Below are 19,181 nucleotides of genomic sequence, written 5' to 3'. Positions count from 1 at the left end.
TACCGGTCCGGCGTCCGCCCGTTCTCAGCGCCTTCTTGGCCGGCTCTTACAGCGTCGGTGGTCCTTTGGCCTGGCGGCGATGGTGCAGCAGGACGCCGGTCGCCCCGCCGACCATGATCAGCAGCATGACCACCAGCCCGGCGACCGCGCTGGCCCCGGCCCGTCCGTCGCCCGCCAGCCGCTCGAGCTCCGGGTCCTCCGTCGAGGTGGACGGCATCGGCGCCGCCCCGCCCGGCCGCATCGGCGGCGCCCCCTCGGCCTGCGCGCTCCCACTCATCACCGGCGACACCCCGGGCTGCATCGGCGCCGGCGTCAGCGGGTTCGTGGCCACCTCGCGCACGCTGTTGCGCAGCGCCGCGACGGGGTCCACCTCGCCGTACCCGAACCGGTCGTCCCGCCCTTTGGGCCCCAGATCCTTCGCCGTCCAGATCAGCCGGTTGATCACGTTGGCCGCGCTCATCCCCGGATACCGCGCCCGCACCAGCGCGGCCACCCCCGCCACCAGCGGCGCGGCGAAGCTCGTGCCCTGCACCTGCCAGTACCCGCCGCCGGGCCGCGCTCCCATGAGGTTCACGGCCGGCGCCGTCAGCACCGTCTCGGGCCCGGTGAGCGACCCCGACCACAGCGTTTCGGCGCCGTTCCCGACCGGGTTCGCCCCGCCTGTGCGCGCCGTCCCCAGCCCGGCGACGGCGACGACCCCCGGCTCCCGGGCCGGGTACCACACCTGGTGAATCGACGGATCGGTGGCGATGTTGCCGGTGCACGCCACGACGACGACGTCGTGCGCCGCCGCGTACCGCAGTGCAGCCGCGATCGCCTCACTGTGCATCGCGCCACCGAGCGACAGGTTGATCACGGTCGCCCCATGGTCCACGCCCCACCGCACGGCCTGCGCCACGACGCCCGGATCGTCGTACTTGTTCTCCTTGTCCAGGACCCGGATCGGCAGGATCTTGGCCCCCGGCGCGATCCCCGCGACCCCGGAGCCGTCCTTGCTGTTCCCCGCGATCAGCGCCGCCACGGTCGTCCCGTGCCCGACGGGATCGTACTTCCCGGCGTCGGTCGCCTCCGGGTCCACGAGATCGATCCCGGGCAGCACCTGCCCCGCAAGATCCGGATGCCCCGCGTCGACCCCGCTGTCGATGACCGCGACGATCACGCCCTTGCCGATCGAAACCTTCCAGGCGTCGCGCACATTGAGCGCCGTCAGCTGCCACTGCTCGCCCCGGACCTGATCGGCCACCGCGACACCCGGCACCGCCCCGACCGCCACCACACAACCGAGCGCCGCCGACAGCCCCATAGCGAGGAGACGACCGGCGGCGCGGGTGATGGCGGTGAGCGCGATGGACCCCATTTTGGACGGTGGTGCCCCGATCTGTCAGGCCGGTATGCCTACCTCACCGAAAGGTGGCAACGAGCAACCTACCGCCCAGCGCCGCCCCGCCCTACCGGTCGCCCATGCCATCCCACTCCCGCGGACCCACCCTCACCCCGTCGACACCTCCCCACCTCTGTCGACACCACCCCCACCCCGGCGACACCTCCCCACCCCGCCGACACAACCCCCGCGACGCAACCCGGCCCGCCTCCCGCCACCCGGCACGAACCTCCGTCGCCCCGTCCCGGCCGCCCTCGACACCGCGGCGAACCTCGCAGCGCCCGCCCCAGCCAGCTCCACCGGCGGCGTGTGTCCGGCCGCCGCGCGTCTCCGGCCTTCCGCACGGCTCGGCCCTGGCGCGTGGCCGCCCGCCGCGCGCCTCCGGCCTTCGGGGCCGGCGTGGGGCCGGTGCCCGCGGCAACGCGTAGGCCCGTCGTGTGTCCGTGCCTGCGGGGAGGTCTGGTCTTGCTACGCCGCGGGGAGGTCGGCGACCTGGATCAGAGTGCCGTTCTCCTTTCTCGTCACGAGGCGGCCGCGGCCCGGCGGAAGCGGCCCGAACTTGACGTCGCCCAGCACCACGCCGTCCTCGCGGTCGCCGGACATGATGAGGCCGGGCGATGCCAGCTCCTTGAGACGCTGGATGACCGGCTCGTAGAGGGCGCGGCCCGCGCCGCCGCTGCGCCGGGTCAGGATCAGGTGCAGGCCGATGTCGCGGGCCTGGGCCAGGTAGGGCAACAGGGGCGACAGCGGGTTGCCGGCGCCGGTCGGGATCAGGTCGTAGTCGTCGACGAGGACGAAGCACTGCGGCCCGGTCCACCAGCCACGGCTGCGCAGCTGCTCCTCGGTCACGTCGGGGCCCGGCAGTCGCCGCTCCATGTAGTCGGCGACCGAGGCGATCAGGTCCTCGGTCTGCTGCGTGCCGGTGCCGTAGCCGATCAGGTGCTCCGTGCGCACCGCGCCGAGCAGGCTCCGGCGGTGGTCGATCAGCACGATCCGCGCCTCCTCCGGCGTGAACCGCGTGCTGATCATGGTCGCGATCACCCGCAGCAGGGTCGACTTGCCCGACTCGGCCCCGCCGAACACCATGAAGTGCGGCTCGCTCGCGAAGTCGACCAGGACCGGGCGCAGGTCGGACTCCGCGATGCCGATCGGCAGGGCGAAGCGGTTCGCCGGGTCGGCGTCGTCGGCGACGGCCGAGTACGGCACGACGGCGGGCAGCAGGCGTACCGGCTGTGCCGGCGCCCCACTCCAGGACGAGGCGATCGCCTTCACCAGCTCGACCGGCTCGCCGTTGGTGAGCTGTGGCTGGACCACCAGCAGGTGCAGGCCCTCCGGCGTGATGCCCCGCCCGGGCGAGTCGGCCGGCACACCGGCGGCTGCCTTGCGGGTGGCCAGCGAGTCGGTCGCGTCTCCGAGCCGCAGCTCGACCCGCGCACCGAACAGGTCGCGGAAGTTGGCGCGGAGGTCCATCCAGCGGGAGGCGGAGACGACCATGTGGATGCCGTACGACAGGCCGCGGGCCGCGATGTCGAACAGGACGGACTCGAGCTCCTCGTAGTCCTTGCGTACGCTCTGCCAGCCGTCGACGACCAGGAACACGTCGCCCCAGCCGTCGCCGGCGCTCCCGTCGCCGCCGGCCGCCCGGCGCTGCCGGTAGGTGGCCATGCCGTCGATCCCGGCCGCCGCGAACTGCTGCTCGCGCGCGGCGAGCAGCGACGCGACCTCGCCGACGGTGCGCCGGACGAGGGCGGTGTCGAGCCGGCCCGCGACCCCGCCGACGTGCGGCATCCCGCGCAGCCCGGCCAGCTGACCGCCGCCGAAGTCCAGGCAGTACACCTGGACCTCCGCCGGCGTGTGCGTCAGCGCGAGGGCGGTGATCAGCGTGCGCAGCGCCACGGACTTGCCGCTGCGCGGGCCGCCGACGACCGCCACGTGCCCCTGCGCGCCGTCCAGCCGGAACCACAGCGCGTCGCGGCGCTGTTCCAGTGGGTTGTCGATGAGCGCGACCGGCACGTGGAGCGCGCCTTGTAGCTGTGGGTTGGTGACGGTCAGCCCCCGTGCGCTGTCGACCGTCGCCGGCCCGAGCAGGTCGTCGAGCGGGGCCGAGCTCGCCAGCGGCGGCAGCCACACCTGGTGCGCCGGAACACCCCGCCCGGCGAGCCGTTCGACGACGATGTCCAGCAGGCTCTCGCCCTCGGGCGCCTCCGCCGGCTCGACCTCGGCCCTGGGCACCGGCGGGACCGGCACGTGCCGGGTGCCGTACCGCATCACCCGCGGCCGCCCACCACCGCCGGGCACGGCCGCGGCCCGCCCGGTGCGCCGCCAGAGCCCGCCCACGTAGGCACCCTTGAACCTCGTCAGCGGCTCGGTGCCGGACTTCAGGATGCCGTGGCCGCCGGGCTTCTTCGGCAGCTCGTACGCGTCGGGCACGCCCAGCACCGTCCGCGACTCGAGCGAGGTGAACGTGCGCAGGCCGATGCGGTACGACAGGTGGGTGTCCAGGCCGCGCAGCCGGCCCTCCTCCAGCCGCTGCGAGGCGAGCAGCAGGTGCATCCCCAGCGATCGGCCGACCCGCCCGATCTGCACGAACAGGTCGATGAAGTCGGGCTTCGCCTCCAGCAACTCGCTGAACTCGTCGCAGACGATCAGCAGGCTCGGCAGCGGCGCGAGCGGTGCGCCACCGGCCCGGGCGCGCTCGTAGTCGCGGACCGAGTCGTAGTCGCCGCAGCGGCGCAGCACCTCCTGGCGGCGGATCACCTCGCCGGTGATCGCGTCGGTCATCCGGTCGACCAGCAGCAGCTCCGAGCGCAGGTTGGAGATGAAGGCGGCCACGTGCGGCAGCCGGTCCATCCGGGCGAACGTCGCGCCGCCCTTGTAGTCGATGAGGACGAAGTTGAGCGTTTCGGACGAGTGCGTGGCGGCCAGGCCGAGCACCAGCGTGCGCAGCAGCTCGGACTTGCCGGAGCCGGTCGCGCCGATGAGCAGGCCGTGCGGCCCCATTCCGTCCTCGGCGGACTCCTTCAGGTCGAGGTCGACGGGCTGGCCCTGCTGCCCGACGCCGATCGCGATCCGCAGCCGGTCGCGGTGCGGGCGCGGCGCCCAGGTCTTCCCGATGTCGAGCGTCTCCGGGTCGCCGATGCCGAGCAGCGTCGGGAAGTCCAGGTCGGCGCCGGGCTCGCGGGCGTCTCCCGCCTGTTGGTCACTGCCGGCGGCGACCGCCAGCCGCAGCGGGGCCAGGCGCCGGGCGACGGCCTCGGCCTCGGCGGGGTCGAGCGCGTCGGCGATCCCGATCGGCGGCTGCGGCTCGGCGAGGTCGCTGTCGGCCGAGATGGTGATGAGCCGGCCGCTTGACGCGTCGAGCACGATCGCGGAGCGGTCGAGCAGCCGCGGCGGCTCCCGGTCGAGGTCGATCAGGGTCACGCCGTCGATGCCGCCGTCGGTGCCCAGGTGGGCGCTGCCGGACAGGTCGCCGCCGTCGAGCACCACGACCAGGTGCGGCGCCGAAGACTTGCCCCGGCCCTGGTCGGCGTCGAACCGGCCGCGGCTGCGCAGCAGGTCGTCGAGGCGCTCCTCGAGCTCCTTCGCGGTGTCGGCGAACAGCCGGACGGGCCCGACGGCGTCGGTCCGCGTGGGGTGGAGGGCGTGCGGCAGCCACTTCGTCCACTCCCACCACTCGCGTCGCTCGGGCGACACGCACACCGCGATCAGCAGGTCGTCGGGGGCGTGGAACACGGCCAGTTGCGCGAGCACGGCCCGTGTAAGCGCCCGGGCCGGGTCGTGCACGCCGGTCAAGCCGGCGCCCGCCCCCGCGCGCGAGCCGTGCCCGCGGCCCGCCCGCAGGTGAATCCGCGCGAAGCTGCGCATCGAGATCGCCACGGGGAGGTCGGGCACCACCGAGTACGCGTCGAGGAACCGGCGCAGCGCCGCGGCGGTCATCGGCTCGAGATCCTCCAGCGGCCGGGTCATCGGCGGTACGAGCGGGGTGGCGAGCGTCTGCGGACCGACCGCGACCCGCACGATGGCGAAGTCGCCGTCGGTCGGCCGCCGCTCCCACAGCCGGAAGCTGTCCACCGCGGACCACAGCGAGTGCGGGTCCGGATGGCGGTAGTGCAGCCCGGTGCGCTGCTTGGCGGCAGTGTCGCGCACGCGGCGGCGCAGCGCCGCCAGGTGCCGCAGATACTCGCGGCGGGCCGTCATCATCTCCGCCTTCTTCGGTGCGCCGGCGCCGGCGGAGCTGAACAGCATGCCGAGCGTGGAGAAGCCGAAGATCGCGCCGATGACATAGGAATACGTGCCGCCGTCGCGCCCCGCGAACAGCAGGGCGGTCGCGATGGTGCCGGTCAGCATCGGTACCACCTGGATCATCTGCTGCCAGCGCGACGCGGGCGCCCGCGGGACCTCCGGGGGTGCCTCCACGATCAGCTCCCCGCTCGGGATCTCCGGAGCGGGGCGCCGAGGTGATCTTTTGACGACGACCGATGTCACGCCGGGGACTCTAGGGCGCGGGTACGACAGTTCGCGGACCCGGTCGATGTTTCGTGACGAGTTCGTCACTGTGTGAAGTCGGCCGCCGTCCGGGGACGACGCGGCGCGGGACAGCGTGGTACGTCTATCTCCATGTCCACCGCCTCGGCCGGTCTGGCCCGCATCACGATCAACGCACCCCAGCGGCGCGTCGATGTCGCGGTGCCCGATGCGGTACCGCTGGCTGAACTCCTGCCCGAGCTCCTGCAGCACGCGGGGACGGGCCTCGCCGACGACGGCGAGCGGCACGGCGGCTGGCTGCTGCGCCGCGCCGACGGCACGACGCTCTCGGCCGCCGCCGGGCTGGCCGGGCAGGGCGTCCACGACGGCGCGGTCCTGCACCTGGTGCCGGCTCGGACGGGCTGGCCCGAGCTCGAGTACGACGACGTGGTCGAGGCGATCGCCGCGGGCGCCCGGCGGCAGGGCGTGCCGTGGAGCCCGGCCGCGACCCGCGCGACCTCGCTGGCGGTCGCCGGCGCCGGCCTCGCGGTCGCGCTGGTGTCGATGGTCCGGGCCGGCCTGCCGCTGGCCGCCGCGGCCGTCGCCGTCGGGCTCGTCCTCATCGGGATCACGGCCTCCCGGGCATACGGTGACGCTCTGGTCGGCGCGGGCCTGGCCGCCTTCGCGCTGCCGTTCGCGGCAGCCGGCGGGTGGCTGGCCGCGCCCGAGCCAGCGACGCCGGCGGGGCGCGCGCTGCTCGGCGCCGTCGCGCTCCTACTGGCCGCGCTGCTCGCCGCGGTCGGCGTCGCGCACCTGCTGCGGGTCTTCGTGGCCGGGGTGACCGCCGGGCTGCTCGGCGCGCTCGGCGGGCTGCTCGCCACCGTCACCCGCCCGGCCGCCGCGGCCGCGGTCGTGCTCGCCGTGCTGGTCGCGGGCGTGGCCGGCGTACCGCTGCTGGCGATCCGGCTCGGGAAGCTGCCCATGCCGATCGTGACGTTGCCCAGCGACCTCGCATCGAGCGGGCGCGGGCTCACCTCGGCGGCGGACCGGTCGCGGATCTTCGCGGCCGTGGCGCGCACCGACGAGATGCTCACCGGGATGCTGCTCGGCCTTGCGATCACCGGCGCCGCCGCGTCGCTGGTGCTGGTCCGATCCGGCGATGTCTCCGGCACGGTGCTGGTCGCGGTCGCCGGCGCGGCGCTGCTGCTGCGGGCGCGGATGTTCCTGACGGTTCGGCAACGCCTGCCGCTCATCGTCGCGGGCGCGGCGGGTTTCGTCCTGATCGCGCTGTTCGTCCGGGTCGACGTTCGTTTCATTGCCGCATCGGTACCGCTGGTCGCGCTGATCGTGGCCGTCGCGGGCGCCCGGTCGGCGGTGGGGCCGGCGTCGCCGTACGCGGGGCGGGCCGCCGATCTGCTCGACACGCTATGCGTGGTCGCGGTCGTACCGCTGGCCTGTGCGGTGCTGGGGCTGTACGGGCTCTTCGCGTAGCCCTGGGCGCGAGGGCCCGAAAACTCGCGGCGCCTCGGGAAGGGGCCTGAAGCAGGCGCCGGGAGGGCCGGAAAACGGCCGAGCGCCCGGCCAAGGCGGTGGCCGGGCGCTCGTGATGCTGCTGAGCGGCTACTCGATCGGGCGAGCGATCGGGGCCACGCCCGGGTCGTGGTACGTGCCGGCGGCGATCGCCTCCTGGTAGCGGCGGCGCGACTCGACGATCTCCGCCTCCGCCTCGACCCGGCCCACCCACGTCGCGCCCTCGACGCTCTTGCCGGGCTCGAGGTCCTTGTAGACCTCGAAGAAGTGCTGGATCTCCAGGCGGTCGAACTCGCCCAGGTGGTGGATGTCCCGCAGGTGCTCGAGGCGGGGGTCGTCGGCCGGGACGCACAGGACCTTGTCGTCGCCGCCCTTCTCGTCCGTCATCCGGAACATGCCGATCGCGCGGGAGCGGATCAGGCAGCCGGGGAACGTCGGGGACTGCACGAGCACGAGCGCGTCCAGCGGGTCCTCGTCCTGGCCGAGCGTGCCCTCGATGTAGCCGTAGTCGGCCGGGTATTGCGTGGAGGTGAACAGCGTCCGGTCGAGCCGAATCCTGCCCGTGGCGTGGTCAACCTCGTACTTGTTGCGCTGACCCTTGGGGATTTCGACCGTGACGTCGAAGTCCATCTGACGACTCCTCACCCTCGCACCGCTGCGCCGACCATTAGTCTCGCGTACAGCACCGTGCAGTGAAACGGGGAGGGTCCGGTGGCGAGGGAAACACCACAGCGCGGCGGGCGCGCCGGTCTGATCGGCGCCGTCGTGGCGCTGGTGGTCGCGCTCGCCCTGGCCGCGACCACCGTGTTCGCGGGCTCGGAGATCGTGGACACGCTCTCGGGCAAACCGAAGGCGCACTGGCGCGCGGGCACGACCCCGCCGGCGCCGCCGCCGGTGCTCGCGGCGATGGACACCCAGGCGCCGCTGCCGACGCAGTCGGGCGTGTCCGCGTCGTTGGCCCCGCTGCTGTCCGCGCAGGCGCTCGGCCCGCACATCACGGCGTCGGTGGTCGACGTGTCCACCGGACAGTCGATCTTCTCGTCGGAGCAGGACGCCGCGATGACCCCGGCGTCGACCACCAAGGTGGTGACGGCGGCGGCGGTGCTGGCGACGCGTGGCCCGGCGTACCGAATCGAGACCCGAGTCGTCGCGGGAGTGCAGCCAGGGGAGGTCGTGATCGTCGCCGGCGGCGACCCGACGCTGGGGGTCTTCCCGACGTCGTACTACCCGGGCGCGGCTCGCATCGACGACCTCGCGGTGCAGGTCAAGAAGACGCTCGGCGACACAGCGCCGACGAAGGTGACCTACGACGTCTCGGTGTTCAGCGGGTCCGGCATCGGGCCGGGCTGGGACCCCGACGCGACGACCGGCGGGTCCGGGGCCGTGATCACGCCGCTGATGACCGAGGGCGGACGGACGAAGTCGACGAAGTACTCCGACCGGTACGCCCAGCCGGACCAGCAGGCCGCACAGGCGTTCGCCAAGGCGCTCGGGGTGCCCGCGAACGCGGTCGCCGCCGGCACCGCGCCGCAGGGCGCGCGGGAGCTGGGGAAGGTCGAGTCGGCGCCGCTGGCCCGGATGGTCGAGTTCATGCTGCAGGAGAGCGACAACGTGCTCGCGGACGCGCTCGCCCGGCAGGTGGCCCTGGCCAAGAACCAACCGGCCTCGTTCGAGGGCGCCACCACGGCCATGAAGACCGTGCTGCAGGACCTCGGGCTGCCGGTCGCGGGGTACGGCCTGGTCGACGGCAGCGGCTTCTCCCGCAACGACCGGCTGTCGCCCGCCCTGCTGACGGGCATCCTGGCGATGGCCGCGCGGGCCGACCGGGGCGAGCTGCACGCGATCTTCAGCGGACTGCCCGTCGCGGCCTACTCGGGCACGCTCTCCACGCGGTACGTCAAGTCGCAGGAGGGCGGATCCGCCGCCGGGCTGGTGCGGGCGAAGACGGGCACGCTCACCGGCGTCAATTCGCTCACCGGGATCGTCGTGGACGCCGACGGGCGGACGCTGGCGTTCGCGTTCATGGCCGACCAGACGACCAACGGGAGCCAGGCCGTCATCGCGCTGGACCGTGTCGCCGCAGCTCTCGCCGCGTGTGGTTGCCGCTGAGCAGGGCCGTGCTCACACAGTGTCGATCAGGGTGTACTCAGGGTTTCCACCCCCCACGCCGCTGGCCCAGCGCGGGTACGGTTGGGTCATGGCGCAGTTCGTCGATTGGGATCTGGCCGCAGCAACCGCAGCGGCGTTGGGCAAGAGCGGCCCCGCCGTGTCCTACGAGGAGGCCGCGACCGCGGTCACCGACCTGCGTGAACTGGCCGATGAGGCGGTCGGGCACGTCACGGATTTCACCGGCCTGAAGGCCATGATCCAAGGGCCCCCGGTGCGTGTCGTCGACCGCCGCGACTGGGCCGCCACCAACATCGACGGCCTCCGGCAGGTCATCCAGCCGCTGGCCGAGCGGCTCGCCGGCGGCAAGGCGCCGGGAGCGATCGTCGGGGCCATCGGCTCGCGGCTCACCGGCGTGCAGGCCGGGACCGTGCTGGCGTACCTGTCGGGCAAGGTCCTCGGTCAGTACGAGGTCTTCTCCACCGATCCGGGGCAGTTGCTGCTCGTCGCGCCCAACATCGTCGAGGCGGAACGCAAGCTCGGCGCCGAGTCCCGTGACTTCCGCCTGTGGGTCTGCCTGCACGAGGTGACCCACCGGGTGCAATTCACCGCCGTGCCCTGGATGCGGGGCTATTTCCTGGGTGAGGTCGGCGCGTTCGTCGACGCCTCCCAGCTCAACCAGGACCAGCTCGCCGAGCGCATTCGCCGCGGCATCGGCGCCCTCGCCGACGTGGTGCGCGACCCCAACAGCCGGGTCTCGGTGCTCGACCTGGTCCAGACGCCGGGGCAGAAGGCCGTGCTCGATCGGCTGACCGCGCTGATGACGGTGCTGGAGGGCCACGCCGAGTTCGTCATGGACGGCGTCGGTCCGGAGGTGATCCCCAGCGTCGAGGAGATTCGCGGCAAGTTCAACCGGCGCCGCGAGGCCGGCAACCCGCTCGACCGGGTCCTGCGCAGGCTCCTCGGCGTCGACGTCAAGCTGCGGCAGTATGCCGAGGGCCGTAAGTTCGTCCACGCCGTTGTCGAGCGGGTCGGCATGGACGGGTTCAACAAGATCTGGCAGTCGCCGCTGACCATCCCGCGCCTCGACGAGCTGACCGACCCCGACGCATGGGTCGTGCGCGTGCTCGGCGCGAGCGCGCTGCACCGCCCCGTCAACGTGCCGGCGGCCCCGATCGCCGCCCAGGCCGCGGTGACGGAGGCCCCGCCGGCCCCGGTGCCGACGGTGCCCGAGCCGGTCGACAGTTCCCCAGCTGAGGCGGGCGTCGCGGAGTCGACCGAGGTGGCCGGCCTGACCCCCGAGGAGACCGCGATCGTTGCGGCCCCGGATTCGGTACCGCACCAGCCCGCCCCAGGCGCGAACGTCACCTCGCCGGCGCAGCCCACTGCCGCGCCCGAGGAGCCGAAGGACGACCCGGCCGAGATCGAGCCCGGCGCCGCGGCATCCACGGCGGGGACCGCCGAGGGCGACCCCGCCGAGGCTCAGACTGGGGCGGCCGAGGGGGTGGCCGAGGTCGTGCACAAGGCCGGGTCCGATGAGCCCGAGGTCGTGCATGACGCGGCGGTCGAGGCGCCCGGGCCGATCGGCGCCTTCGAGCCTGCCGAAGCCGAGGCGGAAAGCGGTAAGGCTGACGGCGGTGAGGCGGACGCTGGCAAGGCAGGGAGCGATGAGGTCGGCGGCGCTGGGCCCGCCAAGCCGGCCAGCAGCAGCGGCTGATCGGGTGGCCGCGCTCGCGCCGGCCGTCGCCGCGGTTCGCAACGCGGTGCGGCGCAGTCTGAGCGGGAACGGACCCGGGTTCGCGGCCGGGCGGTCTCGGACCTCTCCGGGGGCGCCGGTTGTCTGGGTCTCGGAGAGCGCCGAGGCCTGGAAGGGGGGCTCGGTCAGGGCCGAGGCCCCAGCGGATGCCGGAGTCCCCCCGGGCTCGGATGTGTCGATGGGTGCCGAGCTCTCGCCCGGGCCGGGGGGCTCGCTCGGCGGCGGAGTCTCGCCCGAGCCAGAGGCCTTGGTGGGCGCCCGGGGCTCGGTGGGGTCGGAAGCCTCGGCGGAGTGGGGGGTTTCGGCGAGGTCGGGGGTTTCGGCGAGGTCGGGGGTTGCGGCCGGGGACACGGTGCTCGTTGCGTGTTCTGGCGGGGCGGACTCGCTGGCGCTGGCCGTCGCGGCGCGCTTTGTCACGCGGCGGGCGGGGGTGCGCTGCGGGCTGGTGACCGTGGACCACGGGCTGCAGGCCGGCTCTGGCGAGCGGGCGGCGCGACTGGCGGAGTGGGCGCGGGAGCGCGGGTTCGCGCCGGTCGACGTGCGGGCGGTGCGCGTCGACGGGGCGGGCGGGCCGGAGGCGGCTGCGCGGGAGGCGCGGTATGCGGCGCTCGAGGCGGCCGCCCGCGAGCACCGAGCCGCGATGGTGCTACTCGGGCACACCCGCGACGACCAGGCCGAGACGGTGCTGCTCGCGCTCGCGCGCGGGTCGGGGCCGCGCGGGCTGGCCGGGATGCCGGAGCGGCGGGAGCGGCACGGTGTGCTGTTCGTACGGCCGCTGCTCGACGTGAGCCGGGCCGAGACTCGGGCCGCGTGCGAGGTGGACGGGCTGGCGGTGTGGGACGATCCGCACAACGTGGACGCCGCGTACGCCCGGTCGCGCATCCGGCCGCTCGTCGAGGCGCTCGGCGCCGGGGTCGTGGACAACCTGGCGCGGACCGCCCGCCTCGTAGGGGCGGACTCGAACTACCTGGACGAACTGGCCGCCGAGGCGTTGGAGAAGGCGCTCGACGACGGCGGCGGCATCGCGAGCGACGACGGGCCGATCGGGTCCGGTGCGCCGCGGGTGCCAGGGTTGTCGGTCGATGCGCTGGTCCGGCTGCCCGGGCCGATCCGGACCCGGGTGCTGCACGCCTGGGCGCTGCGGCTCGGGGCGCCGGGTAGCGCGCTGTCGCACCGCCACGTCGCGGCGCTGGATGCGCTGGTCGTGAACTGGCACGGGCAGGGGGCGGTCGCGCTGCCGGACAGCTTGTGGGTCGCCCGGGCCGATGGCGTGCTGCGAGCCGAACGCTGACCATCAGCCACTGAGCCGTCGGGCCGCGCAAGGAAGCCACGTAAGAAGCCGCGGAAGAGGTCGTGTGTCGGGATCCGAGCCGCGCGTCGGCGGGGCGGCGCTGGGTTACCGACCGCCGCCGGGATGCGAGATTGGTCTCTCGCGGGGCCACCCGCCGTCGATCCGGGCCGGCCGATAGTGCAGGCTTGTCGCATGGCCGACGGCACCACCTGGCACTCGTCCGACATCGACCACGTGATCGTCAGCGAGGAGCAGATCCGCGACAAGACCGCGGATCTTGCGAAGCAGGTCGCGGCCGATCACGCCGACGCCGAGTCGATTCTGCTGGTCGGCGTGCTCAAGGGCGCGGTCATGTTCATGGCCGACTTCGCCCGGGCGCTGGGGCGGATCGGCCCGCCGGTCGAGATGGAGTTCATGGCCGTCTCGTCGTACGGGCAGGGCACGACCTCGTCCGGCGTGGTGCGCATCCTCAAGGATCTGGACCGGGACATCGCCGGCCGGCACGTGATCGTGGTCGAGGACATCGTCGACTCCGGGCTGACGCTGTCGTGGCTGCTGAAGTACCTGGAGAGCCGCTCGGCGGCGCGGGTCGACGTTGTTGCGCTGCTGCGCAAGCCGGACGCGCTGAAGGTCAACATTCCGGTGCGATATGTCGGATTCGACATTCCCAGCGAGTTCGTGGTCGGATACGGTTTGGACTACGCGGAGCGCTACCGCGACCTGCCGTTTGTCGGCGTGCTCAAGCCGTCGGTGTACGGACGCGGCTGACCTGCGCTTTCCTGAGAGTCTGCTGAGAGCACATCCTCCCCGGCCGACGCCGATCCGCGACTGTCGGTGCCACGGTGTACCGTCAAATGGTCGCAAGCGTCAACTGAGCCCAACCTTTTGGCGGCGCTTTCGGCACCGCGTCGGAATGTGGGTCCGGCGTGGTCGACGGCCTTACGGATGGAGGGGCCGGGCGCCGCGCGCGCCCGACGACAACATGGAACGTACCCGTTTGTTCCGCCGGCCGGTGGTCTGGATCCTTCTGGTGATCATCGGTGCCATCGTGCTCAGTTCCTTCTTCACCTCCGGCCCGAGCTACACGAAGGCGGACACCTCCGTCGTGCTCGGGGAGCTTCGCAGCGGCAACGCGAAGAGGGCTGTGATCCAGGACAAGGAGCAGACGCTGAACCTTGACCTGAAGAACAAGATCCCGGTCAAGGGCACGCAGACGAACAAGATCCAGGGTCAGTTCTCCTCGCAGAGCGCGGACGAGCTGCAGAACGAGCTCAGCACGCTGAAGTCCCAGGGCAAGCTGGACGAGTACAACGTCAACGTCACCCAGGACAACATCTTCATCAGCCTGCTGATCAACCTGCTGCCGATCGCGGTGCTCGTGGTCCTGCTGCTGTTGTTCATGTCGCAGATGCAGGGCGGCGGGTCGCGTGTGCTCAACTTCGGCAAGTCGAAGGCGAAACTGATCTCCAAGGACACCCCGAAGACGACGTTCGCCGATGTCGCGGGCTCTGATGAGGCCGTCGAGGAACTGCACGAGATCAAGGACTTCCTGCAGGCCCCGGCGAAGTACCAGGCGCTCGGCGCGAAGATCCCGAAGGGCGTGCTGCTGTACGGCCCGCCCGGCACCGGTAAGACGCTGCTGGCCCGCGCCGTCGCCGGCGAGGCCGGGGTGCCGTTCTACTCGATCTCCGGTTCGGACTTCGTCGAGATGTTCGTCGGTGTCGGTGCCTCCCGCGTCCGCGACCTGTTCGAGCAGGCCAAGGCCAACGCGCCGGCGATCGTGTTCGTCGACGAGATCGACGCCGTCGGCCGTCACCGCGGCGCCGGCATGGGCGGCGGCCACGACGAGCGCGAGCAGACGCTCAACCAGTTGCTCGTCGAGATGGACGGCTTCGACACCAAGGGCGGCGTCATCCTGATCGCCGCGACCAACCGGCCCGACATCCTCGACCCGGCCCTGCTGCGCCCCGGCCGCTTCGACCGCCAGATCGCCGTCGACCGGCCCGACATGGAGGGCCGCAAGGCGATCCTGCGGGTGCACGCCAAGGGCAAGCCGTTCACGCCCGACGTCGACCTCGACTCGGTGGCCCGGCGCACGCCCGGCTTCACCGGCGCCGACCTGGCCAACGTCATCAACGAGTCCGCGCTGCTGGCCGCCCGCAACGACAAGCGGGCGATCACCAACGACTACCTCGAAGAGGCCATCGACCGGGTCATCGCCGGCCCGGAGCGGCGCACGCGGGTGATGAGCGAGCACGAGAAGAAGGTCACCGCGTACCACGAGGGCGGTCACGCGCTCGTCGCCTGGGCGCTGCCCCACTCAGCGCCCGTGCACAAGGTGACCATCCTGTCCCGCGGCCGTTCGCTCGGTCACACGCTGGTCCTGCCGACCGAGGACAAGTACACGCAGACCCGCTCCGAGATGATCGACACGCTCGCCTACGCGCTGGGCGGCCGGGCCGCCGAGGAGCTCGTCTTCCACGAGCCGACCACCGGCGCCGGCAACGACATCGAGAAGGCCACCGCTCTGGCCCGGTCGATGATCACGGAGTACGGCATGAGCGCCAAGCTGGGCGCCGTCAAGTACGGCACCGGCGACGGCGAGCCGTTCCTCGGCCGCACCATGGGCCACGAGCGCGACTACTCCGAGAGGGTCGCCGCCGAGATCGACGCCGAGATGCGCGCGCTGATCGAGATCGCGCACGACGAGGCCTGGGAGATCCTGGTCGAGTACCGCGACGTCCTCGACAACATCGTCGAGGAGCTCATGGAGAAGGAGACCATCTCGCAGGCGGACATGGCCCGCATTTGCGCCCGGGTGGTCAAGCGGCCGCCGATGGCCCCGTACAGCGGCAACGGCCGCCGTCGGCGCGCGGTGCCCGAGCCCGGCGCCAACGGCTCCGAGGTGGTCCAGCCGGTGAGCCTCGGCGCGGACGATCACATCCGGATCGTCAGCGGTGGCGAGACCCCGGACGGCAACCGCTGAGCGAGATCAGCAGCACCGAGCCCGACACCGACGACGGTGCCGGGCTCGTTGCTGACCGGGAGCTCGACCACGTCGCCGCCCGCCTCGTCAGCGGACGGCTGGGCGGCGTCGAGGTGGAGCGCAACGTCGACCTCAAGCGCATCGAGAGCGCTGTCCGGGAGATCCTCGTCGCCATCGGCGAGGACCCGGACCGCGACGGGCTGCGCAAGACCCCGGCCCGGGTCGCCCGCGCCTACGCGGAGCTGTTCGCCGGCCTGCGGATCGACCCTGCCCAGGTGCTGCTCACCTCGTTCGAGGCCGACCACGAGGAGCTCGTGCTCGTGCGGGACATCGAGGTCATGTCCATGTGCGAGCACCACCTGCTGCCGTTCCACGGGGTGGCGCACATCGGGTACATCCCGGGCGCCGACGGCCGGATCACCGGCCTGTCGAAGCTCGCGCGGCTGGTCGAGGTGTACGCGCGGCGGCCGCAGGTGCAGGAGCGGCTCACGGCGCAGATCGCCGATCTGCTGATGTCGCAGCTCGAGCCGCGGGGCGTCATCGTGGTCGTCGAGTGCGAGCACCTGTGCATGTCGATGCGCGGGATCCAGAAGGGCGGATCGAGGACGATCACGTCCGCGGTCCGCGGGCTGCTCCGCGACGACGCGAAGTCACGGGCCGAGGCGATGTCACTGATCCTGCACGGCTGAGCTTTTTCCCATTTCGTACCCCCTGTGCCGGCTTTTCGGGACAGGGGGTTCTTGCGGCAGGGTCTGTCCGCGGGTTCAGAGCAGCAGGACGCCGCCGAAGACCAGGACCGGGATGAGCGCCAGCAGACTGATGACGAGGCCGAGCACCGGCGTGCGTGACGTGGTCTTGCGTGTCATCGCGCCGATCGTGAGCCAGCCCAGGCCGAAGGCGAAGGCGGGCAGGATCAGGGCACAGGGAAGGGCCAGAAGACCGATCCCGTCGGCCTTCGAGCCCGCGAGCAACGTCGGGATCTGCACGATCGCGGCGAGGAGCGCGAAGCCGAAGTAGATCGAGGCATTCACCCACACCCGCCGGTTCGAAGCTGCCTGCCGCCCTGGCGCCGCGAGGACCGCCTCAGACTGCTTCAGACCGACCGCGGCGATCCGCAGGGCCGTGGACACCCTTCCGGGCACCGAATCCGGTACGGGCGGACTCAGCGGGCTCACGACGCCCGTCCCGACGACGCCGGTCGCGCCGGACACCGGAATGCCGCTGACGCGGTTGGGGACGCCGCTGACCGGCATGCGCGGGATGTTCCCGGTGTGGTGGTGCACGCTGGGCGGCCCGCTGGCCGGCACCCGCGGGATCGAGCCCGTGTTGTGCATGCCCGGCGGCGCGCTGCGCGGCACGACAACCGGGTAGCCGCCGGTTTGGGGCAGGCTCGGCGGTACCGGAGGCTGGGCCGGAGCCGCCCCCGGCCGTGACGCCCCCGCGACGGCCGGTGTCCCGGGCATGGCGGGGGCCGGCGTTCCGGGCATCACCGAGGCGGGAGGGGCGCTCGTCGGGGGCCAGGGCGGGGCGCTCACCGGCGGCGGGCCGCTGCGCTGCCCCTGCTGCCAGCCGCCCGGCGCACCCCCGAACGGTGCCGGGGGAGGCGGCGGGGCCATCGGCGCGCCGCGGCGCGGGTCGGGGGGCTGCGGCCCTGCGGTCAGCGCCGCGTGCGCGGCCCGTGTCTCCTGCCACGACGGTACGAGCTCGATCGGGCGGCCGCCGGCCTCGCCGACCACTTCGTTCAGGTAAGCCTCGTGATGGGCGAGCTTCGCGCGGATCGCCGCGAGATCGTTCTGGGCGGCCTTGAGCGCGGCCTTGTGCTCCGCGACCACCGCGATCACCTCCCGGCGGACCGAGTCCAGCCGCTGGCCGGCGGCGACGTAGTCCAGCCAGGCCTTGCGGCTCGGCTCGCCGACGGGCGCGGGCGGGGCCGTCCACGGGCCGCCGAGCTGCGCGCACACGCGGCGGACGAGTTCGGCGGGCGGGTCGGGGTCGAGGTACACCGGGGCGTTGAGGCGGCTCGGGCCCGTGCCGGTGCCGGAGAACGTGGCGCCGGGCGGGTCGCCCACCCACGCATGCGGGTTGCGGATCGCGATCTGGGTGGCGTGCGGCAGGGGCGCCTGCGTGGTCTCCTGGGTGAGCGGCGGCGGCGGCCAGCCGGCGGCGATCAGATGCAGCCGCCCCGCGGGCCCGGCGTGCGCCAGCCCGGCGATCCGCGCCAGGTCGCGCCCCTCGGTGAGCTCCGGCAGCGATGCGATCACGATCAGCAGCGTCGGCGCCGGCCCGTCCGTGCGCGTCGCGAGCCACCGCTCGCCCTCGTCCAGAACCGCGCGCAGCCCCTCCGCGTCCGTCGCCGGCGGCGGCATGATCGCGTCGATACCGGTGAACCAGCCGAACGTCGCCCCCTCGACCACGGCGTCGATCGTGCGGATCCGCACCGACCCGGGCGGCGACGAGGCCAGCAGCCGCAGGACCAGGCTACGGAGCAGCCCCGCGACCCGGCTGTCCCGCGTGTCGGCGTCGATCGCGATGTGCCCGGCCCGCAGCAGCGGCACGATCACCGGGAACCGCGCGTCGTCGAGCGGGTGCGCCTGCCCGACCCGCACGAACGTCGGCGGCAGCGGCCCACCCAGCGGCGTGGCCGGCGCCAGCGCGTCCAGCTGGCCTCCCAGCCACCCCGGGGCCAGCATCGCCGCGTTGGCCCGAAGCCCCGCGGCGAGGTCGTGCTGTTCGGCGTACTGCTCGGCCGGGGCGGCGTTGGGGGAGTACCCGTCGAGGATCGGCCCGGCGGCGGCGATCAGCGCAGCGGTGTGCCGATGCTGCTCAGCCGCTCGCTCGATCCGTGCCCGCAGGCGTGCCACCGTGCCCCTTCCATCCAAGCCAGATGCGGGAACGGTAACGCAGACTGGGAACCGAGTCAGCAGGTGCACTGGTGCCAGCGTGTTGTCGCAGGTAGCCGCCCCCGCCCCAGGACCCGATCCACGCCGCGCGGCGCGGGAATGTGCCCGGGCGGCGGGCGGCGGCTAGCCTCTGGAGCGTGGACCCATCGAAGCCGAACGACCCGAGCGTGGACCAGAGCCAGCCGATTCCACGCTCCCGCCCAGGCAACGACGAGGTCCTCGAGGGCGAAATCATCGACCGCGGCGTCCCGATCGGCCGCCAGCGGACCACCCCGCCCCCTTCAGCCCCACCGACTCCCCCAAGAACGCGCCCCAGCACCCGCCGAACAGTGTTGCTAGTCCTGGCGGCCGTCGCAGCCTTGGTCTGCCTGGGCGGCTCCCTGACCGCCTACGTCCTGTACGACAAGGCCACGACGCCGGACCGGAGCACGCCCGAGGGTGTCATCGAGCAATATGTGGACGTCAAGTTCAACGTTCGGGATGACCATCGGGCGAGATTGTTCGAATGCCCGTCCGCGGACATTACGGCCGTCAGCAGCACCTTGAACGAAGTGAAGGCCCTGGAGGCGCGATACTCGACGTCGGCCACCGTCAGGCCAGGAAGTTTCGCCGTGTCTGTCAATGGCGACGAGGCTGACGTTGACGGCACGCTCAATATCGTGGTGACCGAATCCTCGGGCGGACAGTCTATTACTGAGCAACGCTGGCGGTTCCATCTGTCCAAGAACCGGACATGGCTACTCTGCAAGGCCACGAAGCTGAGCTGA

General features: G+C 72.8%; 10 protein-coding genes and 2 pseudogenes. 8 read left to right on the top strand and 4 right to left on the bottom strand.

Annotated features, from left to right (window positions below; genetic code table 11):
* Window positions 1-46: 46 nt before the first annotated feature.
* Together mycP and eccCa are read right to left on the bottom strand one after the other, a co-directional pair.
* A complete protein-coding gene (mycP, locus tag ACGFI8_RS06580; RefSeq protein WP_392800829.1) occupies window positions 47-1,357 on the bottom strand; it encodes a type VII secretion-associated serine protease mycosin in 1,311 nt (436 codons plus the stop codon).
* Between the two features lie 492 nt (window positions 1,358-1,849).
* Window positions 1,850-5,866, bottom strand: a complete 4,017-nt coding sequence (gene eccCa, locus ACGFI8_RS06575; protein WP_392800827.1) for a type VII secretion protein EccCa — start codon at window positions 5,864-5,866, stop codon at window positions 1,850-1,852.
* 132 nt (window positions 5,867-5,998) lie between these two features.
* Between eccCa and eccD the strand changes: the two genes are divergently transcribed.
* Window positions 5,999-7,336: a type VII secretion integral membrane protein EccD gene (gene eccD, locus ACGFI8_RS06570; protein ID WP_392800825.1), complete on the top strand. Its 1,338-nt coding sequence runs from the start codon at window positions 5,999-6,001 to the stop codon at window positions 7,334-7,336.
* A 129-nt stretch (window positions 7,337-7,465) separates the two neighbouring features.
* Here the strand turns inward: eccD and ACGFI8_RS06565 are convergent, their stop codons facing one another.
* The gene (locus ACGFI8_RS06565) at window positions 7,466-8,005 is read right to left on the bottom strand and encodes an inorganic diphosphatase (RefSeq protein ID WP_345123715.1); all 540 of its coding nucleotides are present in this window, start codon (window positions 8,003-8,005) and stop codon (window positions 7,466-7,468) included.
* 81 nt (window positions 8,006-8,086) lie between these two features.
* Between ACGFI8_RS06565 and dacB the strand changes: the two genes are divergently transcribed.
* From dacB to folE, 6 genes and pseudogenes are all read left to right on the top strand, one after another.
* Window positions 8,087-9,484 (top strand): D-alanyl-D-alanine carboxypeptidase/D-alanyl-D-alanine-endopeptidase, encoded by a 1,398-nt coding sequence (gene dacB / locus ACGFI8_RS06560; protein WP_392800822.1) that lies wholly within the window; start codon window positions 8,087-8,089, stop codon window positions 9,482-9,484.
* An 88-nt stretch (window positions 9,485-9,572) separates the two neighbouring features.
* Window positions 9,573-10,613 (top strand): annotated as a pseudogene (locus tag ACGFI8_RS06555) (zinc-dependent metalloprotease); the annotation flags it as partial.
* A 976-nt stretch (window positions 10,614-11,589) separates the two neighbouring features.
* Window positions 11,590-12,528 carry a tRNA lysidine(34) synthetase TilS gene (tilS, locus tag ACGFI8_RS06550; RefSeq protein WP_392800819.1) on the top strand — a complete coding sequence of 313 codons (939 nt, stop codon included), beginning with the start codon at window positions 11,590-11,592 and terminating at the stop codon, window positions 12,526-12,528.
* A gap of 192 nt (window positions 12,529-12,720) precedes the next feature.
* Window positions 12,721-13,296 carry a hypoxanthine phosphoribosyltransferase gene (hpt, locus tag ACGFI8_RS06545; RefSeq protein WP_392800816.1) on the top strand — a complete coding sequence of 192 codons (576 nt, stop codon included), beginning with the start codon at window positions 12,721-12,723 and terminating at the stop codon, window positions 13,294-13,296.
* A 214-nt stretch (window positions 13,297-13,510) separates the two neighbouring features.
* A pseudogene (gene ftsH / locus ACGFI8_RS06540) lies at window positions 13,511-15,415 on the top strand (ATP-dependent zinc metalloprotease FtsH); the annotation flags it as partial.
* 104 nt (window positions 15,416-15,519) lie between these two features.
* Window positions 15,520-16,203: a GTP cyclohydrolase I FolE gene (gene folE / locus ACGFI8_RS06535; protein ID WP_392801258.1), complete on the top strand. Its 684-nt coding sequence runs from the start codon at window positions 15,520-15,522 to the stop codon at window positions 16,201-16,203.
* 75 nt (window positions 16,204-16,278) lie between these two features.
* On the opposite strand, the gene ACGFI8_RS06530 is transcribed toward folE, so the two are convergent.
* Entirely contained in the window at window positions 16,279-18,375 is a 2,097-nt protein-coding gene (locus ACGFI8_RS06530) for a hypothetical protein (protein ID WP_392800813.1), read from the bottom strand.
* Between the two features lie 176 nt (window positions 18,376-18,551).
* Between ACGFI8_RS06530 and ACGFI8_RS06525 the strand changes: the two genes are divergently transcribed.
* Window positions 18,552-19,181: a hypothetical protein gene (locus tag ACGFI8_RS06525; RefSeq protein ID WP_392800810.1), complete on the top strand. Its 630-nt coding sequence runs from the start codon at window positions 18,552-18,554 to the stop codon at window positions 19,179-19,181.

Origin of the sequence: Dactylosporangium sp. NPDC048998 (genome assembly GCF_043197855.1) — a bacterium.
Lineage (GTDB): Bacteria > Actinomycetota > Actinomycetes > Mycobacteriales > Micromonosporaceae > Dactylosporangium.
This window is presented reverse-complemented; position numbering and strand designations above follow the sequence as displayed.

Coding starts and splice junctions, on each gene's coding strand:
- ACGFI8_RS06565 (WP_345123715.1), bottom strand. CDS start 8,005: ATGGACTTCGACGTCACGGTCGAAATCCCCAAGGGTCAGCGCAACAAG.
- hpt (WP_392800816.1), top strand. CDS start 12,721: ATGGCCGACGGCACCACCTGGCACTCGTCCGACATCGACCACGTGATC.
- mycP (WP_392800829.1), bottom strand. CDS start 1,357: ATGGGGTCCATCGCGCTCACCGCCATCACCCGCGCCGCCGGTCGTCTC.
- eccD (WP_392800825.1), top strand. CDS start 5,999: ATGTCCACCGCCTCGGCCGGTCTGGCCCGCATCACGATCAACGCACCC.